The 19,866-nt window shown below is 73.1% G+C and carries 18 protein-coding genes and 1 pseudogene; 8 read left to right on the forward strand and 11 right to left on the reverse strand.

Annotated elements, in window-relative coordinates; translation table 11 throughout:
- Positions 1 to 6: 6 nt before the first annotated feature.
- Together AS594_RS23610 and AS594_RS23615 are read right to left on the reverse strand one after the other, a co-directional pair.
- Complete coding sequence (locus tag AS594_RS23610; RefSeq protein ID WP_069928890.1) at positions 7 to 927, reverse strand: ACP S-malonyltransferase; 921 nt, start codon at positions 925 to 927, stop codon at positions 7 to 9.
- A gap of 89 nt (positions 928 to 1,016) precedes the next feature.
- On the reverse strand, positions 1,017 to 2,216 hold the full coding sequence (locus AS594_RS23615) for a PucR family transcriptional regulator (protein WP_069928891.1): 1,200 nt from the start codon (positions 2,214 to 2,216) through the stop codon (positions 1,017 to 1,019).
- Between the two features lie 58 nt (positions 2,217 to 2,274).
- Between AS594_RS23615 and AS594_RS23620 the strand changes: the two genes are divergently transcribed.
- The gene (locus AS594_RS23620) at positions 2,275 to 2,934 is read left to right on the forward strand and encodes a pirin family protein (protein WP_069932262.1); all 660 of its coding nucleotides are present in this window, start codon (positions 2,275 to 2,277) and stop codon (positions 2,932 to 2,934) included.
- Positions 2,935 to 2,942: 8 nt separating this feature from the next.
- Here AS594_RS23620 and AS594_RS23625 read toward each other — a convergent pair whose 3' ends face one another.
- On the reverse strand, positions 2,943 to 4,139 hold the full coding sequence (locus tag AS594_RS23625; RefSeq protein WP_069928892.1) for a L,D-transpeptidase: 1,197 nt from the start codon (positions 4,137 to 4,139) through the stop codon (positions 2,943 to 2,945).
- Positions 4,140 to 4,337: 198 nt separating this feature from the next.
- Here AS594_RS23625 and AS594_RS23630 point away from each other — a divergent pair, with 198 nt between their 5' ends.
- From AS594_RS23630 to AS594_RS23650, 5 genes are all read left to right on the forward strand, one after another.
- Entirely contained in the window at positions 4,338 to 5,540 is a 1,203-nt protein-coding gene (locus AS594_RS23630; RefSeq protein WP_069928893.1) for a lipid II:glycine glycyltransferase FemX, read from the forward strand.
- The gene (gene murJ, locus AS594_RS23635) at positions 5,537 to 7,174 is read left to right on the forward strand and encodes a murein biosynthesis integral membrane protein MurJ (protein ID WP_069928894.1); all 1,638 of its coding nucleotides are present in this window, start codon (positions 5,537 to 5,539) and stop codon (positions 7,172 to 7,174) included. Before AS594_RS23630 ends, murJ begins: the two co-directional genes overlap by 4 nt.
- A 91-nt stretch (positions 7,175 to 7,265) precedes the next feature.
- Positions 7,266 to 7,949: a response regulator transcription factor gene (locus AS594_RS23640; RefSeq protein WP_069928895.1), complete on the forward strand. Its 684-nt coding sequence runs from the start codon at positions 7,266 to 7,268 to the stop codon at positions 7,947 to 7,949.
- Entirely contained in the window at positions 7,949 to 9,469 is a 1,521-nt protein-coding gene (locus tag AS594_RS23645) for a sensor histidine kinase (protein ID WP_069928896.1), read from the forward strand. The genes AS594_RS23640 and AS594_RS23645 overlap by 1 nt, the downstream gene beginning before the upstream one ends.
- Positions 9,466 to 10,002: a hypothetical protein gene (locus AS594_RS23650; RefSeq protein WP_069928897.1), complete on the forward strand. Its 537-nt coding sequence runs from the start codon at positions 9,466 to 9,468 to the stop codon at positions 10,000 to 10,002. Before AS594_RS23645 ends, AS594_RS23650 begins: the two co-directional genes overlap by 4 nt.
- A 28-nt stretch (positions 10,003 to 10,030) precedes the next feature.
- Here AS594_RS23650 and AS594_RS23655 read toward each other — a convergent pair whose 3' ends face one another.
- The 3 genes from AS594_RS23655 to AS594_RS23665 form a co-directional block, all read right to left on the reverse strand.
- The gene (locus AS594_RS23655) at positions 10,031 to 11,230 is read right to left on the reverse strand and encodes a serine hydrolase domain-containing protein (protein WP_069932261.1); all 1,200 of its coding nucleotides are present in this window, start codon (positions 11,228 to 11,230) and stop codon (positions 10,031 to 10,033) included.
- Positions 11,231 to 11,404: 174 nt separating this feature from the next.
- Complete coding sequence (locus AS594_RS23660) at positions 11,405 to 12,226, reverse strand: serine hydrolase domain-containing protein (protein WP_069928898.1); 822 nt, start codon at positions 12,224 to 12,226, stop codon at positions 11,405 to 11,407.
- Positions 12,227 to 12,245: 19 nt separating this feature from the next.
- Positions 12,246 to 12,716 carry a GNAT family N-acetyltransferase gene (locus AS594_RS23665; RefSeq protein WP_069928899.1) on the reverse strand — a complete coding sequence of 157 codons (471 nt, stop codon included), beginning with the start codon at positions 12,714 to 12,716 and terminating at the stop codon, positions 12,246 to 12,248.
- Positions 12,717 to 12,802: 86 nt separating this feature from the next.
- On the opposite strand from AS594_RS23665, the gene AS594_RS23670 reads away from it, so the two are divergent.
- Both AS594_RS23670 and AS594_RS23675 read left to right on the forward strand, forming a co-directional pair.
- Positions 12,803 to 13,258: a MerR family transcriptional regulator gene (locus AS594_RS23670; RefSeq protein WP_069928900.1), complete on the forward strand. Its 456-nt coding sequence runs from the start codon at positions 12,803 to 12,805 to the stop codon at positions 13,256 to 13,258.
- Positions 13,259 to 13,265: 7 nt separating this feature from the next.
- On the forward strand, positions 13,266 to 14,285 hold the full coding sequence (locus AS594_RS23675; RefSeq protein ID WP_069928901.1) for an aldo/keto reductase: 1,020 nt from the start codon (positions 13,266 to 13,268) through the stop codon (positions 14,283 to 14,285).
- A 79-nt stretch (positions 14,286 to 14,364) separates the two neighbouring features.
- Here AS594_RS23675 and AS594_RS23680 read toward each other — a convergent pair whose 3' ends face one another.
- The 5 genes and pseudogenes from AS594_RS23680 to AS594_RS23700 form a co-directional block, all read right to left on the reverse strand.
- Complete coding sequence (locus AS594_RS23680; RefSeq protein ID WP_069935346.1) at positions 14,365 to 15,573, reverse strand: acyltransferase family protein; 1,209 nt, start codon at positions 15,571 to 15,573, stop codon at positions 14,365 to 14,367.
- Positions 15,570 to 16,591, reverse strand: a pseudogene (locus tag AS594_RS23685) (alpha/beta hydrolase). The gene AS594_RS23680 and the pseudogene AS594_RS23685 overlap by 4 nt, the downstream one beginning before the upstream one ends.
- A 170-nt stretch (positions 16,592 to 16,761) precedes the next feature.
- Complete coding sequence (locus tag AS594_RS23690) at positions 16,762 to 17,436, reverse strand: response regulator (RefSeq protein WP_069928904.1); 675 nt, start codon at positions 17,434 to 17,436, stop codon at positions 16,762 to 16,764.
- Positions 17,433 to 18,749, reverse strand: a complete 1,317-nt coding sequence (locus tag AS594_RS23695) for a sensor histidine kinase (protein ID WP_069928905.1) — start codon at positions 18,747 to 18,749, stop codon at positions 17,433 to 17,435. Before AS594_RS23695 ends, AS594_RS23690 begins: the two co-directional genes overlap by 4 nt.
- A 175-nt stretch (positions 18,750 to 18,924) precedes the next feature.
- Positions 18,925 to 19,818 carry a DUF4429 domain-containing protein gene (locus AS594_RS23700; protein ID WP_069928906.1) on the reverse strand — a complete coding sequence of 298 codons (894 nt, stop codon included), beginning with the start codon at positions 19,816 to 19,818 and terminating at the stop codon, positions 18,925 to 18,927.
- Positions 19,819 to 19,866: the final 48 nt, after the last annotated feature.

Below are 19,866 nucleotides of genomic sequence, written 5' to 3' on the forward strand. Positions count from 1 at the left end.
GGGCTCCTATCGCGCCGCGTGCTCAGCGATGAGCGCGCGGGCCGCGTCGAGGTCGTCGGGGGTCTTGAGCGCCACAGTCTGCACGCCGGGCAGCGCGCGCTTGGCGAGGCCGGTCAGCGTGCCGCCGGGGCAGACCTCGATGAGCGCCGTGGTGCCCAGCTCCTTGAGCGTCTCCATGCACAGATCCCAGCGGACCGGGCTGGAAACCTGGCTGACCAGACGCGCGACGACCTCGGAGCCGGTGGAGACGGTACGGCCGTCGGCGTTCGAGACGTACGTGACGGCCGGGTCGGAGACCACCAGATCCTGCGCGGCCTTGCCCAGCTCCGTGACCGCCGGCTCCATGTGGAGCGTGTGGAACGCGCCGGCGACCTTGAGCGGCATCACGCGGCGTACGCCCTCGGGCTTGTCCTCGGCGAGCGCGGCGAGCTGCTCCATCGTGCCTGCGGCGACGATCTGGCCCGCGCCGTTGACGTTCGCCGGGGTCAGGCCCAGCTTGTCCAGGTGCGGGACGACGACTTCGGCGTCGCCGCCGAGCAGAGCCGACATGCCGGTCTCGGTGACGGCCGCGGCCTTGGCCATGCCCAGGCCCCGGGTGCGCACGAAACCGAGAGCGGCCTCTTCGGTGAGCACACCGGCGTACGCGGCGGCGGTGATCTCACCGACGCTGTGACCGGCGACCGCAGAGACGTCCGGGCGGGCGTCGAGCGCGGCGGCGGACAACAGTCCGGCGGCCACCAGCAGGGGCTGCGCGACGGCCGTGTCGCGGATCGCGTCCGCGTCGGCCTGCGTGCCGTAGTGGACAAGGTCGAGCCCGATGGCGTCGGACCAGGCGGCGAGCCGGTCGGCGGCGCCGGGGAGGTCGAGCCAGGGAGTCAGGAAGCCGGGCGTCTGGGCGCCTTGGCCGGGAGCGACGAGTACGAGCACCCTCACACTCTCTCTTGTGGACGGTGCTGCGTACCCGTGGGGACAGGGACCAAGAACCGTCGGGGGATTTGTTGGTGTTCGACAAAAGTCTAGGACTGCGGGTCGCCGTCGGCCAGACGCCCCAGGATGAGGGCGATCCGCAGAGTGAAGGCGGATCGAACATCGGAGGGTGACCAGCCGGTGACATCAGTCACACGTCGGAGCCGGTATCGCACGGTGTTGGGGTGGACGAAAAGCATCCGCGCCGCCCCTTCGAGGCTGCTCGCCTGCTCCAGATACACACTCAGTGTCTCCAGCAGAGCCGAGCCCGCTTCTTCCAGCGGTCTGTAGATCTCCTCCACCAACTGGTCCCGCGCGGCAGGATCCGAAGCGATCGCCCGCTCCGGCAGCAGATCGTCCGCGAGAACCGGACGCGGGGCGTCCTGCCATGCCTGGCACGCCTTGAGCCCCGCCGCGGCGGCCTGCGCGGACCGGGTCGCCGCGAGCAGGTCGGGCACGATGGGCCCCGCGACCACCGGCCCGGCGGCGTACGGTCCGATCAGGGCCTTCGCGACCTGGAGGGGGTTGTCGCTGCCGCCCGCGATGACCACCAGGCGGCTGCCGAGCACCCCGGTCAGCACCTGGAGCTTGGCGTGCCGGGCGGCGCGGCGGATGGCCTCGACCGTCAGCTCGGAGTCGCCGTCGGGCGCGGTGCCGAGAACGACGCAGACGTGCTCGGGGGAGTTCCAGCCGAGCGCGGCGGCGCGGGACACCGCGCCCTCGTCCGCCTCGCCGGACAGCACCGCGTTCACGACGAGCGATTCGAGCCGGGCGTCCCAGGCGCCGCGGGCCTCGGCGGCCTGCGCGTACACCTGGGCGGTGGCGAAGGCGATCTCGCGGGCGTACACGAGCAGCGCCTCGCGCAGGATCGACTCGTCGCCGGGCGCCGCGACCTCCTCGATCGCCGTCTCCATGACCTCGATCGTCGTACGCACCATCTCGACGGTCTGGCGCAGCGTGATCGCCCGGGTCAGCTCGCGGGGCGCGGTGCCGAAGACGTCGGTGGAGATGGCCTGCGGGGTCTCGGGATGCCGGAACCACTCGGTGAAGGCGGCGATACCGGCCTGGGCGACCAGGCCGATCCACGACCTGTTCTCCGGCGGCATGGCCCGGTACCACGGCAGCGTCTCGTCCATGCGGGCGATCGCGTTCGCGGCGAGGCGGCCGGAGGACTTCTCCAGCCGGCGCAGGGTCGCGGAATGCGGGTGGGCGGCTTTCGCGGCGGGCTGCTCAGGATCGGGTTGGGGCACGGGACAAGACTGCCTTATCGGAACCCGTGGTCGGTGGGCCGGGGCTACGGTGGGCCTCGTGATTTCCGTACGGCGTTCCGCGGACCGCTTCCGCGGCGGTGACGCCCCCGCCGGCATCGAGTCCCTGCACGCCTTCTCCTTCGGGCACTTCTACGACCCGGACCACCTGCGCTTCGGGGCGGTCCTGGCCTGCAACGAGGAACGCCTGGCACCCGGAGCGGGCTTCGACGAGCACCCGCACAGCCACACCGAGATCGTCACCTGGGTCGTCGAGGGGGAGCTGACCCACCGCGACTCGGCCGGGCACGCGACCGTGGTGCGCCCCGGCGACGTGCAGCGGCTCAGCTCGGGCGGCGGGGTGCGGCACGTCGAGCGCAACGACGGCGACGTGCCGCTGGTGTTCGTACAGATGTGGCTGGCGCCGCGCGACCCCGGCGGCGAGCCGTCGTACGAGGTGGTGCGCGGCATCGCGGACGCCACGCCGTACGCCCTGCCCGCCGCCGGCGCGCTGCTGCACGTCCGGCGGCCGGGCGCCGGCGAGCGCACGGCCGTCCCGGACGCGCCGCTGGTGTACGCCCACGTCGTACGGGGCCGCTTCGGACTCGGGGAGTACGCGCTCGGGCCCGGTGACGCGGCCCGGATCACCGGGGCGGACGGCCTGGAGCTGGTGGCGGACGCCGGCCCGGCCGAGGTGCTGCTGTGGGAGATGAGCGGCTGAGGCGTACGTCAGCCCTTCAGCGCGCTCTTGGCCTTCCACTGCTCCCAGGACAGGTTCCACGCGCCGTAGCCGTTGCCCTCGGCGACCGTGCCCTTGGTGTCCTCGCCCTTGATCTCGAACGGGTCGCCCACCCGGACCTGGCCGTAGAAGTACGCCGCGTCCGCGTCGCTCATGCCGATGCAGCCCGAACTCATGTTGGCCCTGCCGAAGTAGCGGGCGTTCCAGGGGGCGGCGTGCGCGTACATCCCGGACCAGGTGAGCCGCATCGAGTAGTCGACCATCTTGTCGTACGCGTTCGCCAGGCCCACGGTCTCCGAGTTCATGTTGATGGTGCCCTCCTTCGACATGAGGACGGCCGTGCCCCGCCAGGACCGCTTGACGCCGCCGGGGGTGCCGCCGGAGACCGGGATCTCCCGGACCGTCTTCCCGTCCCGTACCAGAGTGAGGCGCTTGCGGTCGAGATCGACCCGTACGACCTGGTTCGCGCCGACGGTGAAGCCGGTCAGGTAGTCGCGGACGAACCAGCCCCCGCCGGGCCCGGAATCGGTGCCGTTGAGCTGGGCGTCGAGGGTCACCTTCGTGCCCGCCTTCCAGTACTCCTTCGGCCGCCAGTCCGCGCGGTCCTTGCCGGAGTGGTCCCGGACCCAGCCCCAGGAGCCCTCGGTGCCGTTCGAGGTGGTGACCTTGAGCTGCTTCTCCACGTCGGCCTTCCTCGCGACCGGGCGGTCGAAGACGACGGACAGCGGCTGGCCGACGCCGACCGTGGTGTTCTTGCCGGGTGCCAGCGACAGCTTGTTGACGTGACCGGCGGCGGCCGTGGTGAACGAGGTCCTGCTCGTGGCCTTGCGGCCGTCGCCGGTACGGGTCCTCGCCTCCACCGTGTACGTCGTGCCGGGCACCGCCTTGCGGTCCGAGGTCCACGACGCCTTGCCGGGCGCCGGCCGGCCGGGGAGCCGCCGGCCCTCGGCGTCGACGACCGTCACGGAGGTCAGCGTGCCGTCCTTCACCGTGACCACGACCGGCTTCCCGGCCGCCGCGCCCCTGCCGTCCGGGGCCACGGTGACGGTCGCCGGGCGGTCGGACCCGCCGGCCCGCTTGCCGTCGGCGGACGGCGCGACGCTCGCGCCGCCGGACGAACAGGCACAGAGCACGGCGCTCAGTACGCCGGCCACGGCAGCGGAACGCGACGCACGTATCTGACTCACGAAAAGCCTCCAGAAAGGGGTGGGATGTCCGGACTCTAGGCCGCGAAAAGCGCCGGAAACCGGCGTGGCGGCCATGTGACAGCGGCTGAAGACAAACCGTCGCCGTCCGGTCACATTCGTCGCGCGATGCGGTCATGGCGGGCTGTGAATCTCCTTGCCGCCCCACCGACGAGGGGGCGGAAAACGGAGGCTCACGCTGTGTCAGCTCTGCTCGTGACGGCGGCCGCCCGCAGCCGGGAGACGTGGCTCGGGCCCGTCACCGCCGAGACGTACCGCGCGTTCCTGGCGTCCCGGGCGGCCGGGCCGTCGGGTCCCAGCTTTCTCCAGTGCCCCTCCTGGGCCGCTGTTAAGGAGGGGTGGCAGTCCCGGCTGATCGGCTGGGGACCCGCGCCGCAGGGCTCCGGCCCGCCCGGCGCCGAGGGGCTGACCGGGGTGGCCCTGGTGCTGCTGCGCCAGTTCCCCGGCACCCGGAAGTACTTCGCGTACCTGCCCGAGGGGCCGTACGCCGACTGGGCCGATCCCGACATCGACGGCTGGCTGACCCCGCTGCTGAAGCATCTGCGGGAGGCCTGCGTCTTCGCCGTACGCATCGGGCCCGCGCCCGCCTACCGGCGGTGGAACGCCCCCCGGCTCAAGCAGCTCACCGGCCGTGGCCGGCGCGTCGACGACGTCCTCGCCTGCGAGGTCGACCCGCTCGGCACCGCCGTGTCCGAGCGGCTGCGCTCACGCGGCTGGCGGCGCTGCGGCGGCGACGGCCCGGCCGGCGACGGCGACGCGCAGCCCCGCCTCGTCTTCCAGGTGCCGCTCGCCGGGCGCACCGCCGACGACCTGTGGAACGGGCTCAACCAGGAGTGGCGCCGCAATGTGCGCCGGGCGCGGAAGTGCGGTGTCGAGGTGACCGTGGGCGGCGCGGCCGACCTCCCCGAGTTCTACCGGCTGCTGCGGATCACCGAGCAGCGCGACGGATTCCGGCTCGGCCGTTCCCTGGCGTACTACGAGCGGCAGTACGAGGTCCTCAACGCCGAGGAGCCGGGCCGGATGAAGCTCTACCTCGCCCGCCACGGCGGCGAGACGCTCGCCGCCCACACCATGCTCACGGTGGGCCGCCGGGTCTGGTACCAGACGGGAGCCTCCGCCGACCACCGGCGCGAGGTCCGCCCGTCCAACGCGTTGCAGTGGCGCATGCTGCGCGAAGCCCACGAACTGGGCGCCGCCGTCTACGACATGCGCGGGGTACCCTCCACCCTCGATCCCGACGACCGCGAACACGGTCTGCTGCGCTGGAAACTCGGCACGGGCGGACAGGTCGTCGAAACACTGGGGGAGTGGGAAACGCCGATGGCAGGCACGACCAACCACGCGCTGTACCGCGCGTTCCAGGCCTATCTGGCCCGCCGATGAGCACCACGACGCTCGCCGCGCCGAAGCCGTCGTCCGTGCTGCGCAGCGGCGCGCTCATGGCGGCCGGGTCCGTCGTCTCGCGCGCCACCGGATTCGTACGGTCCGCCGTCGTCGCGGCGGCGCTCGGCGTCGGCGTGACCGCCGACGGATACGCGGTCGGCAACACCGTGCCGACCATCGTCTACATGCTGCTGCTCGGCGGCGCCCTCAACGCCGTCTTCGTGCCCGAGCTGGTCAAGGCCGCCAAGGAGCACGAGGACGGCGGAGCCGCGTACACCGACCGGCTGCTCACCGTCTGCGTCGTGGCGCTGCTGGCGATCACCGGGGGAGCGGTCCTCGCGGCGCCCGCCATCGTCGACACGTACACCTCCTACACCGGTGCGCGGGCCGACATGACGGTCGCCTTCGCCCGCTACTGCCTGCCGCAGATCTTCTTCCTCGGCCTGTTCACCCTGCTCGGCCAAGTCCTCAACGCACGCGGCCGGTTCGGCGCCATGATGTGGACGCCGGTCCTCAACAACGTCGTGGTCATCGCCGTGTTCGGGCTCTACCTCGGGCTCGGGCTCGCCGCGCGGAGCGACGGGATCCTGACGCCGGGCCGGACGGCCCTGCTCGGCTGGGGCACGACCGCCGGCATAGCCGTCCAGGCGCTCGCCCTCCTGCCCGTCCTGCGCGCGGCCCGCTTCCGGTGGCGGCCCCGGTTCGACTGGCGGGGCAGCGGACTGACCAGGCCGATGCGCGCGGCCGGCTGGCTGGTGCTGCTGGTCCTCACCAACCAGGCCGCGTACTGGGTGGTGACGCGGCTCGCCACGTCGGCCGGAGAGCGGGCGCTGGCCCTGGGCATCGACGGCGGCGTCGGCTTCAGCGCGTACAACAACGCCTATCTCCTGTGGGCCGTGCCGCACGGCATCGTGACCGTCTCGCTCGTCACCGCCCTGGTGCCCCGGATGAGCGGGGCGGCGGCCGACGGGGACGGGCCTGCCGTCCGCCGTGACGTCTCGTACGCGCTGCGCACCAGCGCCGCCGCCGTCGTGCCGGCGGCCTGCGCGCTGCTCGCCCTGGCCCAGCCGCTGATGGCGCTCGTCTTCCAGTACGGCAGGACCGGCGCCGACGACATCGCGGCGATGTCCGGCATCCTCATGGCGTTCGCGCCGGGCCTGATCGCCTTCTCGGGCCAGTACGTCCTCTCCCGCGCCTTCTACGCCCTGCGCGACACCCGCACTCCTTTCCTCCTCAACCTGGTGATCGCCGCACTCAACGCGGGCCTGTCGACGGCCGCGTACCTCCTGCTGCCGGCGCGCTGGGCGGTGACGGGCATGGCCGGGGCGTACTCGCTCGCCCTGTGCGCGGGCTGGGCGCTCACGGCGTACACCTTGCACCGGCGCCTGCCCCCGGACCGGACGGCGGGACGCTCCCCCTCGCTGGCCGCCCATGCCCGCCTGCTGGCCGCCGCCGTGCCCGCCGCGGTCCTCGGCCATCTCGCCGCCGGATGGGCGTCCGGGGCCGGAGCCCCGGCGGCGACGGCGGCGGGAGCGGCCGCGATCCTCGCGGTGTTCGCCGCCCTCGCCAAGCCGCTGCGCCTGACCGAGGTCGACGCCCTGCTGACGGGAGCGGTACGGCGGCTGCGGCGATGAGGACGGCGGCCACGAGGACGGCGCGCGCGAGGACAGCGCCCGCCAGGACAGCGACGAACACCCGGCCCTCACCCCTTGGGATACTCCACAAATGCCACGCGTGCTCCTGATAGAAGACGACCCCGCCGTACGCGAAGGGGTCGAGCTGGGGCTGCGCCGCCGCGGCCACGACGTGCGGACCGCCGCCACCGGGGAGGCCGGGCTCGCCGCCCTCGCCGAGTTCCGTCCCGACCTGCTGCTGCTGGACCTGATGCTGCCGGGCATGAACGGCGTCCAGGTCTGCCGGCGGGTGCGCGACACCAGCCAGTTGCCGATCATCATGCTCACCGCCCGCGGCGACGACTTCGACGTCGTCATCGGCCTGGAGGCGGGCGCCGACGACTACATCGTCAAACCGGCCCGTACGGAGGTGATCGAGGCCCGCATCCGGGCCGTGCTGCGCCGCATCGAGGAGCCCGGCGGCGGGCGGCCCGCCGTCGAGTTCCACGGCGAGCTCGCCGTCGACCGGGCCGGGCTCACCGTCGCCAAGTCCGGCGAGCGCGTCGCCCTCGCCCCCTCGGAGCTGAAGCTGCTGCTGCACCTGAGCGCCGCTCCGGAACAGGTCTTCAGCAGGCAGCAGTTGCTGGAACACGTCTGGGAGCACAGCTACCACGGCGACGCGCGGCTCGTCGACGCGTGCGTACGGCGGCTGCGCAACAAGATCGAGGACGTGCCGGGCAGCCCCCGCTACATCCAGACCCTGCGCGGCTTCGGTTACCGCTTCGGACCGCTGTGATGATCTCCGGGCTGCGCACGCGGCTCGTCCTCGCCTTCCTCCTCGTCGCCGCGGTGGGCTGCGGCACCACCGCCGCCCTCACCTACCGCGAGGCGCGCAACGCCCTCCTGGAACAGGCGCAGGACACGGCCGTCTCGTCGTTCCGCGACCAGGTCGAGGGCTTCCACCTCAACCTGCCGCCCAACACGGAACAGATGCAGGGGATGGCCCGTTCGCTCGCCCGGCAGGGCAAGCCCCGCAACTGGTGGGTGTACGTCGAGTACGGGTCGGTCCGGCTCTCCTCCGGCACCAACCCCACCTCCACCGTCATCACGCCCGAGCTGCGCCGCCGGGCCCGGGGCACCCCGCACGGCAGCTTCCAGCGGGTCGTCAAGAACGGCGAGCCCTACCTGACCATGGCCATGCCGGTCGTCTTCAAGACCGCCCAGACGGGCACCGGGGGACAGACACGACGGCCCGCCGGTCTCACCTTCTACGCCGTCATGCGGCTGACCGACGAACAGGTCAACGTCGACGCCATGGTCGTCGCCGCACGGGACGGCGCGCTGCCGGCGCTCGCGGTCGCCCTGGTGCCCGCCCTCCTCGCCGCCCGCAGCGTGCTGCGCCCGGTCCGCGACCTGCGACAGGCGGCCCGCAGCCTCGGCCGGGGCCGGCTGGACACCCGTATCCCCGTCAAGGGCGGCGGGGAACTCTCCGAACTCGCCCGTACGTTCAACGAGTCCACCGCCGCGCTAGAACGCTCCGTGGACGAACTCCAGCGCGCCGAGGCCCGCGCCCGGCGCTTCGCCTCCGACGTGTCGCACGAACTGCGCACCCCGCTCGCCGGGATGCTCGCCGTCACCGAGCTGCTCGACGAGGACGCGGCCGGCCTGGACCCGGACACGGCCGCCGCCGTCCGGCTGATCAGCAGCGAGACGGACAAACTCGCCGTACTGGTCGAGGACCTGATGGAGATCTCCCGCTTCGACGCCCGCGCGGCCGAGCTGAACACCGACGAGGTCGACGCGGCCGAGACCATCCGCAGGACCCTCCAGAGCCGGCACTGGACCGACCCGGAGCGGATCGTCCTCGACCTGCCCGACGGCATCCGCGCCCGGCTCGACCCCCGGCGCTTCGACGTCGTGGTCGCCAACCTCGTCGGCAACGCGCTGCGGCACGGCCGGCCGCCCGTCACGGTCGCGCTGCGCACCGAGACCCGCCCGCCGGGCCCGGCGGAGGCCGCCGAGGGGCCGGCGGACGGCACGCCGGACGCACCGGGCGGCGGCGTCACGCACTGGCTGGTCACCGAGGTGGCAGACCGGGGCCCCGGCATCCCGGCGGACGTGCTGCCGCACGTCTTCGACCGCTTCTACAAGGCGGACCAGGCCCGTACCCGCTCGGAGGGAAGCGGCCTGGGACTCGCCATCACCCTGGAGAACGTACGGCTCCACGGCGGTACCGTCAGGGCAGCGAACGGCCCTGACGGCGGCGCCGTGTTCGTCGTCGAAATACCGCTCACCACGAGCGAGGTGACCGCGTGAGGCGGGTGCGCGGCGGCGCCGCGGCATGGGTGTCGGCGTCGCTGCTGCTGCTCGCCGGTTGCGGAATCCAGGCCAGCGAAGTGGTCGAGGCCGGCGGCCCGGCCGTCGTCCCCGTCGTCCCCGACCAGCTGGAGAGGATGCTGCTCTTCTTCGTCGGACCGGACGGCAGGCCGATCCCCGTGGCCAGGCCCCTGGACGTGACGGACGTTCCCTCGCCGACCGCCAGGACGCTCGACGCGCTGCTCGGCGGCCCCACCGAGGAGGAGCGGGCCGTCGGGATCACCACCCGGCTGCCCGCCGCGGCGAAGGAGATCGAGGTGGTGCCGGCGGACCGGGAGGACTCCGGGCCCGGCCGGGAGGCGGGTGCGCCGGACGCCGTCCGCGTCACGACCGGGTTCGCGGTGCGTTCCCTCGACGCGGCCGCCGTCCGGCAGCTGGTCTGCACCGCGGCGCACGCCGAGGACCCCGAGGGCCTGGTGAAGGTGGCCCTCACGGGAAGCGACGGCTCGCTGCCGGCGACCGCCTGCTCGTAGGACCGCCTGCCGTCTCCCGGCGCCCGGACTAGCGCGCGGGGACCGGGCGGTCGTAGACGTTGTCCGGGGTGACGATCTCGGTGATCGCCCGGGCGAGGAGCGAGGACGGCTCCTGGCCCTCGTGCATGGCGTCCGTGTTCAGCATCAGCACCAACGTGGCCTTCTGCGAAGGGAGGTAGACGGTCACGCTCTCGTAGCCCGGCAGGGAGCCGTTGTGCCCGATCCATCCGCCGGTCTTCAGGATGCCGAGGCCGTACGACGTACCGGGGAAGCCGGTCGGCAGCGTCTTGAGACGCTCCCGCTGGGTCTCCGGGCTGAGCAGCGTCCCGGTGGCGACGACCCTGGCCCAGCGGCGCAGGTCGTGCAGGTTCGAGATCATCGCCCCGGCGGACCAGGCCCAGCTGGGGTTCCAGTTCGTCGAGTCGACGTACGCGCCGCTCAGCGTCTGGTTGGTGTAGCCGCGTGCGTGCGGCTCGGGGAACTCGGCGCCCTCGGGGAGCAGCGTGTGGTGCAGGCGGGCCGGGCGGAGCACCCGCTGGTGCAGGAAGTCGCCGAACTGCCGGCCGCTGACCTTCTCGATCACCAGCCCGAGCAGGATGAGGTTGCTGTTGGAGTACTGGAACTTCGTGCCCGGCGCGAAGGTGTTCCGGTGCTTGTAGCCGTACGCGAGCAGCTCCCGCGGGTCCCACGAGCGACTCGGGTCGCCCTCCAGCGCCCGCGTGAACTCCGGGTCGGCGGTGTACGGGAACAGGCCGCTGCGCATCTCGGCGAGGTGGCGCAGGGTGATCCGGCGGCCGTTGGGCACACCGTCGACGTAGCGGGCGATCGGGTCGTCCAGCCGGATCCGGCCGTCGTCGACGAGCTCGAGCAGCGCGGTGACGGTGAACGTCTTCGTCTCGCTGCCGATCCGCGTGTAGACGTCGGTGGTCATCGGCCGGCCGGTGCGGGTGTCGGCGACACCCGTCGCGCGGACGTAGCTCCCCTTGCCCGGCATCCACAGCCCGACGACGACACCGGGGATGCGGGCCTGCCGGCGGACGTGCTCGATGGTCTGGTCCAGCCGGGCGTTCAGCTCGGGACCGAGACCGCCCGACGGGTACGTGTCCTGGTCGTGCCGGTCGACGGCCGGCGCGTGGACGGCCGTGGCGGGAGCCGCTGCCAGGGGAGCCAGGGCGGACGCCATCAGCAGCCCTGCGGCGAACAGCCGGCGGGAGGGGGTACGTCGCATGTCAGGGCGCCTCTTCCAGGTCAAGGGCTCGGACGGCAAACATCACCATCCGTCCCCCCGGTGGAAGTCCTCGTCCGGTACGCGTTGCCCGGAGTCCACTCGTTCGGAGCCACGCCGCGAGCGCGTCCATGAGCGCGCGGCCCGTGGAAAGGCGTCCGCGCGGGCTCGCGGAACCTAGCGGGCGCCGAATCCGGCCAGTACCGCGTCCGTGAACGGCGGCCACACCTCGACGGCCCACGGGCCGAACGCGCGGTCCGTCAGCGCGACGCAGGCGAGGCCCGCGTCCGGGTCGACCCACAGGAACGTACCGGACTGGCCGAAGTGCCCGAACGTACGCGGTGAGGACGAACCACCCGTCCAGTGCGGGGACTTGGAGTCGCGGATCTCGAAGCCCAGGCCCCAGTCGTTGGGATTCTGGTGGCCGTAGCCGGGCAGGACGCCCTTCAGTCCGGGGTGGACCACGGCCGTCGCCTCCGCGACCGTGCGCGGGTCCAGCAGGCGCGGGGCCTGGAGCTCGGCGGCGAAACGGGCCAGATCGTCGACGGTCGAGACCCCGTCCTTCGCGGGCGAGCCGTCCAGCGAGGTGGCCGACATGCCCAGCGGTTCGAGCACCGCCTGGCGCAGGTAGTCGGCGAAGGGGATGTCCGTCGCCTTCGCGATGTGGTCGCCGAGCACCTCGAAGCCCGCGTTCGAGTAGAGCCTGCGCTCACCGGGCGGCGCCGTCACCCGGTGCTCGTCGAAGGCGAGACCGCTGGTGTGGGCGAGGAGGTGGCGGACCGTGGACCCCTCGGGGCCGGCCGGCTCGTCGAGCTCGACGGCCCCCTCCTCGTACGCGACGAGCGCGGCGTACGCGGCGAGCGGCTTGGTGACCGACGCCAGCGGGAAGCGGTGGCCGGTCGGGCCGTACGACCCGAGGACGGTGCCGTCCGCCCGCACGACGGCGGCCGCCGCGGTGGGTACCGGCCAGTTCTCGATCAGCGACGCCAGGCTCTGCATGCGTACGAGCGTAAAGGCTTCACAGGGTGAGCCGCATGGAGGGGTCGGGCTTGCGCACGAAGCCCAGCGAGGCGTAGAGCGGCTCCGCCTCGGCTGACGCGTTGAGGTCGACGCTCCCCGCGCCGCGCTCGCGGAACCAGTCGAGCAGCGCCTCGACGCACGCGCGGGCGTGACCCCGGCGGCGGTGGGCGGGGTCGGTGGCGACGCTGAAGAGCTGTCCGACCGAGCCGTGGGGATTGCCGGAGCGCCCGATGCGGTACTCGACCGTTCCGGCCGCGAGCGCGGCCAGCGCGCCGGGCCGGCCGGGGTCGTGGACGACGAAGGCGGCGAAGTTCCCGTCCGGGTCGGCGAGCTTCCTCCGTACCGTCGGAAGGGACTCGGCGTGCCAGTCCGTGGACGGGTCACCGCCGTGCACGGAGTCGATCATGACTTGACGCAGACGGAGCACTTCGGCGGCGTCCGCGGCGTTGGCGCGGCGTGCGGGATTCATGATCCCGGAGGCTAGTCATGGCGTCCGCGGAAATCTTCCGGTTTACGGTTGCTTGGAGTGCACTCCAAGGTCCTAGCGTGGAGGCCATGACCGTGACGGAAACCGTCCCCGCACGCACCGATTCCTGCGCCACCGAGCCCCGCCCGCACCCCCGTCCCGAGGGCCGGGACCATTACACGATCAGCGAGGTCGCCGCGCACACCGGCCTCACGGCGTACACCCTGCGCTGGTACGAGCGGATCGGGCTGATGCCGCACGTCGACCGCTCGCACACCGGCCAGCGGCGCTTCACCAACCGGGACCTGGACTGGCTCGCGTTCGTCGGCAAGCTGCGGCTGACCGGCATGCCGGTGGCGGACATGGTCAGGTACGCCGAACTGCTGCGGGAGGGCGAGCACACCTTCGAGGAGCGGCAGGAGCTGCTGGAGTCCACGCGCCGGGACGTACGGGCGCGCATCGACGAACTGCGGGACACGCTCGCCGTACTGGACTACAAGATCGACTTTTACGCGGACGCCCGGAGGGCGTCGGAGAGGGTCTGAAACCCACATGAGCGACGACAACAAGATCGACAAGGTCCGACTGGGAACCGGTGGGCCGGAGGTCGGCGTACAGGGCCTCGGCTGCATGGGCATGAGCTTCGCCTACGGACCCACGGACGCCGACGAGGCGCGGGCCACGCTGGAGCGGGCGCTCGAACTGGGCATCACCCTCTACGACACGGCGGACGCGTACGCGGTCGGCGAGAACGAGAGGTTCCTCGCGCCGTTCTTCCAGGCGCACCGCGACGAGGTCGTCGTCGCGACGAAGTTCGCGCTGTCGGTGGACCCGGCCGACCCGACGAAGCGGATCATCCGCAACGACCCGGCGTACATCCGCCAGTGCGTCGAGGGCAGCCTCCAGCGCCTCGGCGTTGACGAGATCGACCTCTACTACATGCACCGGCGTGACGTGAACGTCCCCATCGAGGAGTCGGTCGGCGCGATGGCCGAGCTGGTGCGCGAGGGCAAGGTCAAGCACCTCGGGCTGAGCGAGGTGACCGGCGGCGAGCTGCGGGCCGCACAGGCCGTGCACCCGATCGCGGCCGTGCAGTCCGAGTGGTCGCTGTTCAGCCGCGACATCGAGGCAGGCGTCGTACCGGCGGCCCGCGAGCTCGGCGTCGCCCTGGTGCCGTACTCCCCGCTCGGCCGCGGCTTCCTCACCGGCGCGTTCACCAGCGCCGAGAGGGACCTCACCGAGGACGACTTCCGCCGGAACCAGCCCCGCTTCACCGGCGACAACGCTGCCGTGAACGCCTCGCTGCTCGACCCGGTGCGCAAGCTGGCCGAGGGCCGCAACGCCACGCTCGGGCAGGTGGCGCTCGCCTGGGTGCAGCAGCAGGCGAGCGTGCACGGACTCGCGGTCGTACCGATCCCGGGAACCCGCAGCCGCATCCGGGTCGAGGAGAACGCGGCGGCGACGCGGCTGCTGCTCACCGACAGCGAGATGGAGCTGCTCGAACCGATCGCGAGCCAGGTCGCGGGCGGCCGGTACGCGGACATGACGTTCACTTCGGCGGGGCGCGAGTAGGGGCGGGAGCGCCGGGGCGGTGGGTTCGGGGCGCCGGTGCCCCGGGCCCCGCTCACGGCGCCGGCGCCCGGGGCCCCGCTCACGCCAGCCCCAGCGCGAACACCGCGAACCCCGCCGCCAGCAGCCCCGCCACCGCGCGCCGGGCCGCCGTCACGTTTCCCCACGGCGCCTCGAACGCCCGCGCGTACCGCCCGATCAGGAGCAGCAGCCCCGCGAACACGGGCAGCCACGCGACCCTCGCCAGGATCCAGCCGAGCGAGTCCGGCGCCCCGGTCAGGCCCGGAACCGTACCGAGGAACGAGGCGGGGACGGCCGCGGCGAGCATCGCCGTCTGGTGCCAGCACAGGATCGTCATCGCCGACAGGTTGATCACGACGACCGGCGCCCACAGCGCCGGCCTGCGCAGCAGCCGCCCTATCCGGTCGCGCAGCAGGATCGCCGCACCGCTCTGCGCCGCCGCGAGGGCCAGCACCAGCAGGGACGGCGGGTGCGAGTTGGTACGGGTCTCTCCCGGTACGCCGACCATCGACGCCGGATAGTGGAACACCACCAGCAGCAAGGCGAACAGCACCGCCCCACCGGCCAGCAGCACCGCCGCACCGCGCCGGCCGATGCGCTTCTCGCCCCAGCAGACGCCGAGTTGGTACGCGAACAGCCAGCCCGGCAGCAGGTTCAGCAGGCTCAGCCACGACGGCACGGCGTCGGCGTACGGCCCGTACCGCAGGAAGTCGACCACCGCCACGGAGGCGATGAGCGGTGCGGCGGCCCAGGCGCCCATCCTCCGCGAGGCGCGGACGCAGTACGGCGTCAGCGCCGTCACCGCGACGTACACCCCCACGAACCACAGGGGCTGGATCACCAGCGTCGACCCGGTCCGCAGCGTCGCGCCGGGCACCCCCGTCGCGTACAGCACCGGCAGCATCGCCGCCCACACGGCGGTCACGCCGAGCACCGGCCGGCCGAGCCGCACGATCCGGCCGCGCAGCCACTCGCCGGGCGGGCCCTGGTGACGGCGGTACGACAGGACGGACGCGTAGCCGCCGACCAGGAAGAAGATCCCCAGCATCTGGAGCACCCAGCTCACGGGCGCGAAGAACCCGAACGTGGCGAGCGGGCTCGCATTGTGCAGGGCGCCGTCGTCGTCCGGCGTGAAGCCGCCGAGCATCCAGTGGCCGACCGGCACCGCGAGCAGCGCCAGGGCGCGCAGACCGTCGACGGCCCGGTCGCGGTGGGCTGGGGTCCGTGCGTCGATGCGCACTGCCTGGGCCTTTATCGCCAGAGCCTTCATCGCGACGCTCCTACGGTGATCGAGGCGAAGGTACGGAGCGACTCGGTGCCGGGGGCGAAGTAGCCGGTGTGGCCGTCGGCGTCGGAGGCCGGGACGCGGCGGGCCCCGAAGGCCGGGTCGGTGGGGTCGGTGCCGTGGCCGAGGCCCGCGAACCGGACGTTCGGGATCCTGTCGATCCAGTCGGACGGGTCCTTGGCCGCCCACACGCGGGCGTTCGTGTGCAGGTCGGCGACCGTGTCCGCGCGCATCCCCGGGGAGCCGAGCGCGACGACGTCGGCGGCGTCGAGGCGCGGGCGGCCAGGCCGCAGACCACGGAGCCGTAGCTGTGGCAGAAGAGCGCCGGGTCCGGGGCGCCGGTGGCGTCGAGCCCTCGCGTCAGCCGGGCCAGGCGGTCGGCGCCCGCCTCGGCGAGGTCACCGGTGGCGGCGTCCACGCCCACGCCGACGGGCGTGGTGTAGCCGGCCCAGGCGATCACGGCGGTGCGGTGGCCCTTCGTCGCGTCGCGCAGGGACTTGGCCATGCCCGCCGGGGTGCCGTAGGCGTCGTTCGTACGGTCGAAGGTGCGGGCGTCGATGTCGGAGCCGGGGACGACGACGGCCACGTGCTCCGCCCGGCTCAGATCTCCGTACACCTCGGCGACCTGGCCCCGGCCGCGCGGGTCGAGGGCGAGGATCTGACGGCCGGGCCGGGCGAGGTCCTCGAAGCCGCCGGCTTTGGCGGTACGGGAGTTGGCGGCGTAACGCAGCTTCACCGGGGCGCCGTCGAGGTTGCCGACGACGGTGGGATGGCGGCGTACGAGGTCCTGCTGCCGGTCGGGTCCGAGCGTCGAGAAGAAGCGGGCGACCTGGGCGGGGGTGGTCGCGGCCGGATCGGGCAGACCCTCGCGCTGCCAGGCGGCGGAGCCGGGGGGCGGGCCGGTGACGGGCTCCTGCGCGGAGCCGGAGGCCCAGCCGGCGGTGCCGGATATGACGGTGGTGGCCAGCGCGACTGCGGCCATGGTCCTCTTGTAGCGGCGCATGGTGCCCTCTTCTTCTTCCGCTTCCGGTGGGTGGCGGGAGGAAGGTAGGAGGGCGACGCCTGCGGGGGCGTCACACCGGGGAGCCAAGTCGGTTGTGCTACTGGGGTATTGGGAGGGGCGGGGGTGCCGGGTCGGCGTACCGGTCCGGGGGTGCGGGCGGCGGCGGGGCGTCAGGCTCCCGGCGACACCAGCCCCGACTCGTACGCGAAGATCACCGCCTGCGCGCGGTCGCGCAGGTCCAGTTTGGCCAGGACGCGGCCGATGTGCGTCTTCACCGTCTGCTCGGCCAGGACCAGCGCCGCCGCGATCTCCTGGTTCGACAGCCCGCGCGCGATCAGCTCCAGGACCTCCGTCTCGCGCGGCGTGAGCCCGTTGAGCCGCAGCGACGGGTCCTTGCGCGGAGCCGGCCGCTGCTGCGCGAAGTCCGCGATCAGACGCCGGGTCACCGACGGCGCCAGCAGCGCGTCTCCGGCCGCCACCACCCGTACCGCCGAGATCAGGTCCGCCGGGGGTGCGTCCTTGAGCAGGAATCCGGACGCCCCGGCGCGCAGCGCCTCGTACACGTAGTCGTCCACGTCGAACGTGGTGAGCATCAGGACCTTCGGCCGGTGGACGACGCCGGGCGGCGGGTCCAGCAGCTCGCGCGCCGCCGCGAGCCCGTCCAACTCCGGCATGCGGACGTCCATGAGGACCACGTCGGGGTGGGTGGCCCGGCCGACCTCGATCCCCTGCCGCCCGTCCGGTGCCTCGCCGACCACGTCGATGTCGCTCTGCGCCGACAGCAGCGCGGCGAACCCCGCCCGCACCATGGCCTGGTCGTCGACGATGATCACGCGGATGGTCATGGGGAGACGGGTTCCTTCGTGCCGAGGGGAAGCCGGGCGGCGACCCGGAAGCCGCCGTCGGGCAGCGGGCCGGTGTCGAGCGTGCCGCCGGTCAACCGTACGCGTTCACGCATGCCCACGAGTCCGTGTCCGCCCGCCCCGCCGGCCTCCACGGGCGAAGCCGGCCCAGCGGGAGGGCCGTTGACGACGAGGACGGTGAGGTCCGTGCCGTCGCTGGAGACGGAGACGCGGGTGTCGGCGCCGGGTGCGTGACGCACCACGTTGGCCAGGGCCTCCTGGACGATGCGGTAGGCGGAGAGGTCGATGGTCTGCGGCAGTCGGCCGGGTTCGGCGAGACCCGCGGTGAGGGACAGCCCGGCCGGGACCCCCGCCCGTACCGTCGCCTCGACGAGCTGCTGGAGCCGGTCGAGGCCGGGCTGCGGGGCGCGCTCACCCGTGGCGTCCTCGCTGCGCAGCACCGACAGGAGCCGGCGCATCTCGGTCAGCGACTCGCGCGCGCTCGCGGCGATGGAGGCGAACTCCGCCTGTGCCTCGGGCGGGAGGCCGCCGACGCGGTACGGCGCGGAGTCCGCCTGCACCGTGATCACCGACATGTGGTGGGCGACGACGTCGTGCAGTTCGCGGGCGATACGGGTGCGCTCTTCGAGCAGCGTGCGGTGGGCGCGCTCCGCCTCGCTGATGGTCTCCTGCTCGACGAGCCGCCGCTGCGCCTCACCGCGCTCGCGCAGTGCCCCGCCGATGACGAGGACCACCGCGCTGAGCACGAGCAGGAGAACGTTCGTACCGTCGCTCTCCCCGGGGAAGAGCCGGCCGAGGACAGCGCCGGCCGCGCCGGTGACGAGCCAGACACCGATGAGGGTCTGGCGCGTCTCGCGCAGCGCGAGCGCGAGCATGAGGAACAGATACGCCACGATGACGGACGGGGTCCACGGCCAGGAGCTCTGCGAGGCGGGCCCGCCCAGCGCGAACAGCCCGCCGACCACATCGGCGGGCAGGATGATCCACCACGCCTGGAGGGGCCGGTGGGCGATCATCAGCAGCGGAACGGTCTGCACGGCGGCGATGGCCCCGGCCAGCCCGCCGGACATGCCGTAGTCGGTGAGGACGGTGATCGTGAGGGGGAGGAAGGTGGCGACGAGCGCGACCACCACGACGTACGGCAGCAGCCTCTGCCACCGCTTCGGCGCATCGGCGAACAAGGGCGTCGGCGGGTGCGAGGGGTGCGACACGGCGTGCGCGAGGGCACGCAGATTGCGTCGCCCGGCGGCGAGGAGACCGTCGGCGGGGGGCGGGGGAGCGGAGGGTGGGGTCATGGCCCGCTCAGCGTAGGCAGCCCGGCGGCGCGGGTCGTCATACCCGGGTCCGGACCCGGCCCTCATACCTGGGTACTACCCCCGCCGCCGAACGGTGCTGCGCGGTCCGGGAAGGGGCGGATCGGGGAACGCCCCGCAGGGGCCCCCGCGCGGATCAGCGGCCGCCCCCCAACGGCTAGAGCTCCGCGAGCAGTTCCGCCTTCTTCGCCGTGAACTCCTCGTCCGTGACCAGGCCCGCCTCGCGCAGATCGCCGAGGTGCCGGATCCGTTCGGCGATGTCCGCCGGGTCGCGCCGCGCCGCGACGGGCACCGGCACGGGTTCGGCAGGCACCAGGTGGTCCGGGGCCGCACTCCCGGTGCGCACCGCCCCGAGCACCGCCGCGGCGAACGGCAGCGACTCGTGCACCGGGCCGTACCCGAGGCCGAAGACGACGGCGGCCGGATCCTGGTCGGCCTGGGCCGGCTGCGCCGCGGGCGCGCCCAGGCCGCCGCCGCGCCGCAGCAGCCGCAGGTACCCGTCGAATACGTCGGGGGAACGCCACTCGACGCCGTGCAGCTCCTGCACGGGGAAACTCTGGTCGCCCGCCTTCCACTTCGCGGAGGACGCACCCGTCCAGAACCAGCGGAAGGACACCCGCGACCCGTCGAAGGACGCCTTGCCGTCGTACGCCTTGAAGTGCAGTGGCGCCTGCGGGGCGGCCACCAGGAACTTCTCGGCCGGCAGCGCCGCCTCTGGGCCGAGCAGGGCGCGCAGCTCGTCGGCGTAGTACTCGGCGAGCATCTCGCGCTCCGCCGGCAGCACCAGCCGGTACGGGTCGGAGCCGTCCCGCAGTTGCCCCGCCGCGGCCTCCATCAGCGGGTCGGCACCCGGTCGCGGGATCGCGTGCAGAACGACTGTGCCGCGCTTCCCCGGCGTCAGGGTCACCAACGCCAGCGCCTCGTGCGGGACGCGTCTTTCGCCGAGCGCCTGGAACAGCTTCGGCGTGCGGATCCCCCGTTCGAAGCGGATGAGCACGGAGTCGCTCTCGAACTCCCAGGTGGCATGAATTCCGGCCAGCACATCACCCATGCGGCTCATCGTATGCGGCGTGCGCCCGCGCGTCGCCCTCGGTGCCGG

This window comes from Streptomyces agglomeratus (assembly GCF_001746415.1).
Lineage (GTDB): Bacteria > Actinomycetota > Actinomycetes > Streptomycetales > Streptomycetaceae > Streptomyces > Streptomyces agglomeratus.

What these genes read in the sequence shown, in the direction of transcription:
- murJ (WP_069928894.1), top strand. Translation starts at nt 5,537, where the DNA reads ATGAGCACCACGACGCTCGCCGCGCCGAAGCCGTCGTCCGTGCTGCGC.
- AS594_RS23640 (WP_069928895.1), top strand. Translation starts at nt 7,266, where the DNA reads ATGCCACGCGTGCTCCTGATAGAAGACGACCCCGCCGTACGCGAAGGG.
- AS594_RS23645 (WP_069928896.1), top strand. Translation starts at nt 7,949, where the DNA reads ATGATCTCCGGGCTGCGCACGCGGCTCGTCCTCGCCTTCCTCCTCGTC.
- AS594_RS23655 (WP_069932261.1), bottom strand. Translation starts at nt 11,230, where the DNA reads ATGCGACGTACCCCCTCCCGCCGGCTGTTCGCCGCAGGGCTGCTGATG.
- AS594_RS23660 (WP_069928898.1), bottom strand. Translation starts at nt 12,226, where the DNA reads ATGCAGAGCCTGGCGTCGCTGATCGAGAACTGGCCGGTACCCACCGCG.
- AS594_RS23665 (WP_069928899.1), bottom strand. Translation starts at nt 12,716, where the DNA reads ATGAATCCCGCACGCCGCGCCAACGCCGCGGACGCCGCCGAAGTGCTC.
- AS594_RS23670 (WP_069928900.1), top strand. Translation starts at nt 12,803, where the DNA reads ATGACCGTGACGGAAACCGTCCCCGCACGCACCGATTCCTGCGCCACC.
- AS594_RS23675 (WP_069928901.1), top strand. Translation starts at nt 13,266, where the DNA reads ATGAGCGACGACAACAAGATCGACAAGGTCCGACTGGGAACCGGTGGG.
- AS594_RS23680 (WP_069935346.1), bottom strand. Translation starts at nt 15,573, where the DNA reads ATGAAGGCTCTGGCGATAAAGGCCCAGGCAGTGCGCATCGACGCACGG.
- AS594_RS23690 (WP_069928904.1), bottom strand. Translation starts at nt 17,436, where the DNA reads ATGACCATCCGCGTGATCATCGTCGACGACCAGGCCATGGTGCGGGCG.
- AS594_RS23695 (WP_069928905.1), bottom strand. Translation starts at nt 18,749, where the DNA reads ATGACCCCACCCTCCGCTCCCCCGCCCCCCGCCGACGGTCTCCTCGCC.
- AS594_RS23700 (WP_069928906.1), bottom strand. Translation starts at nt 19,818, where the DNA reads ATGGGTGATGTGCTGGCCGGAATTCATGCCACCTGGGAGTTCGAGAGC.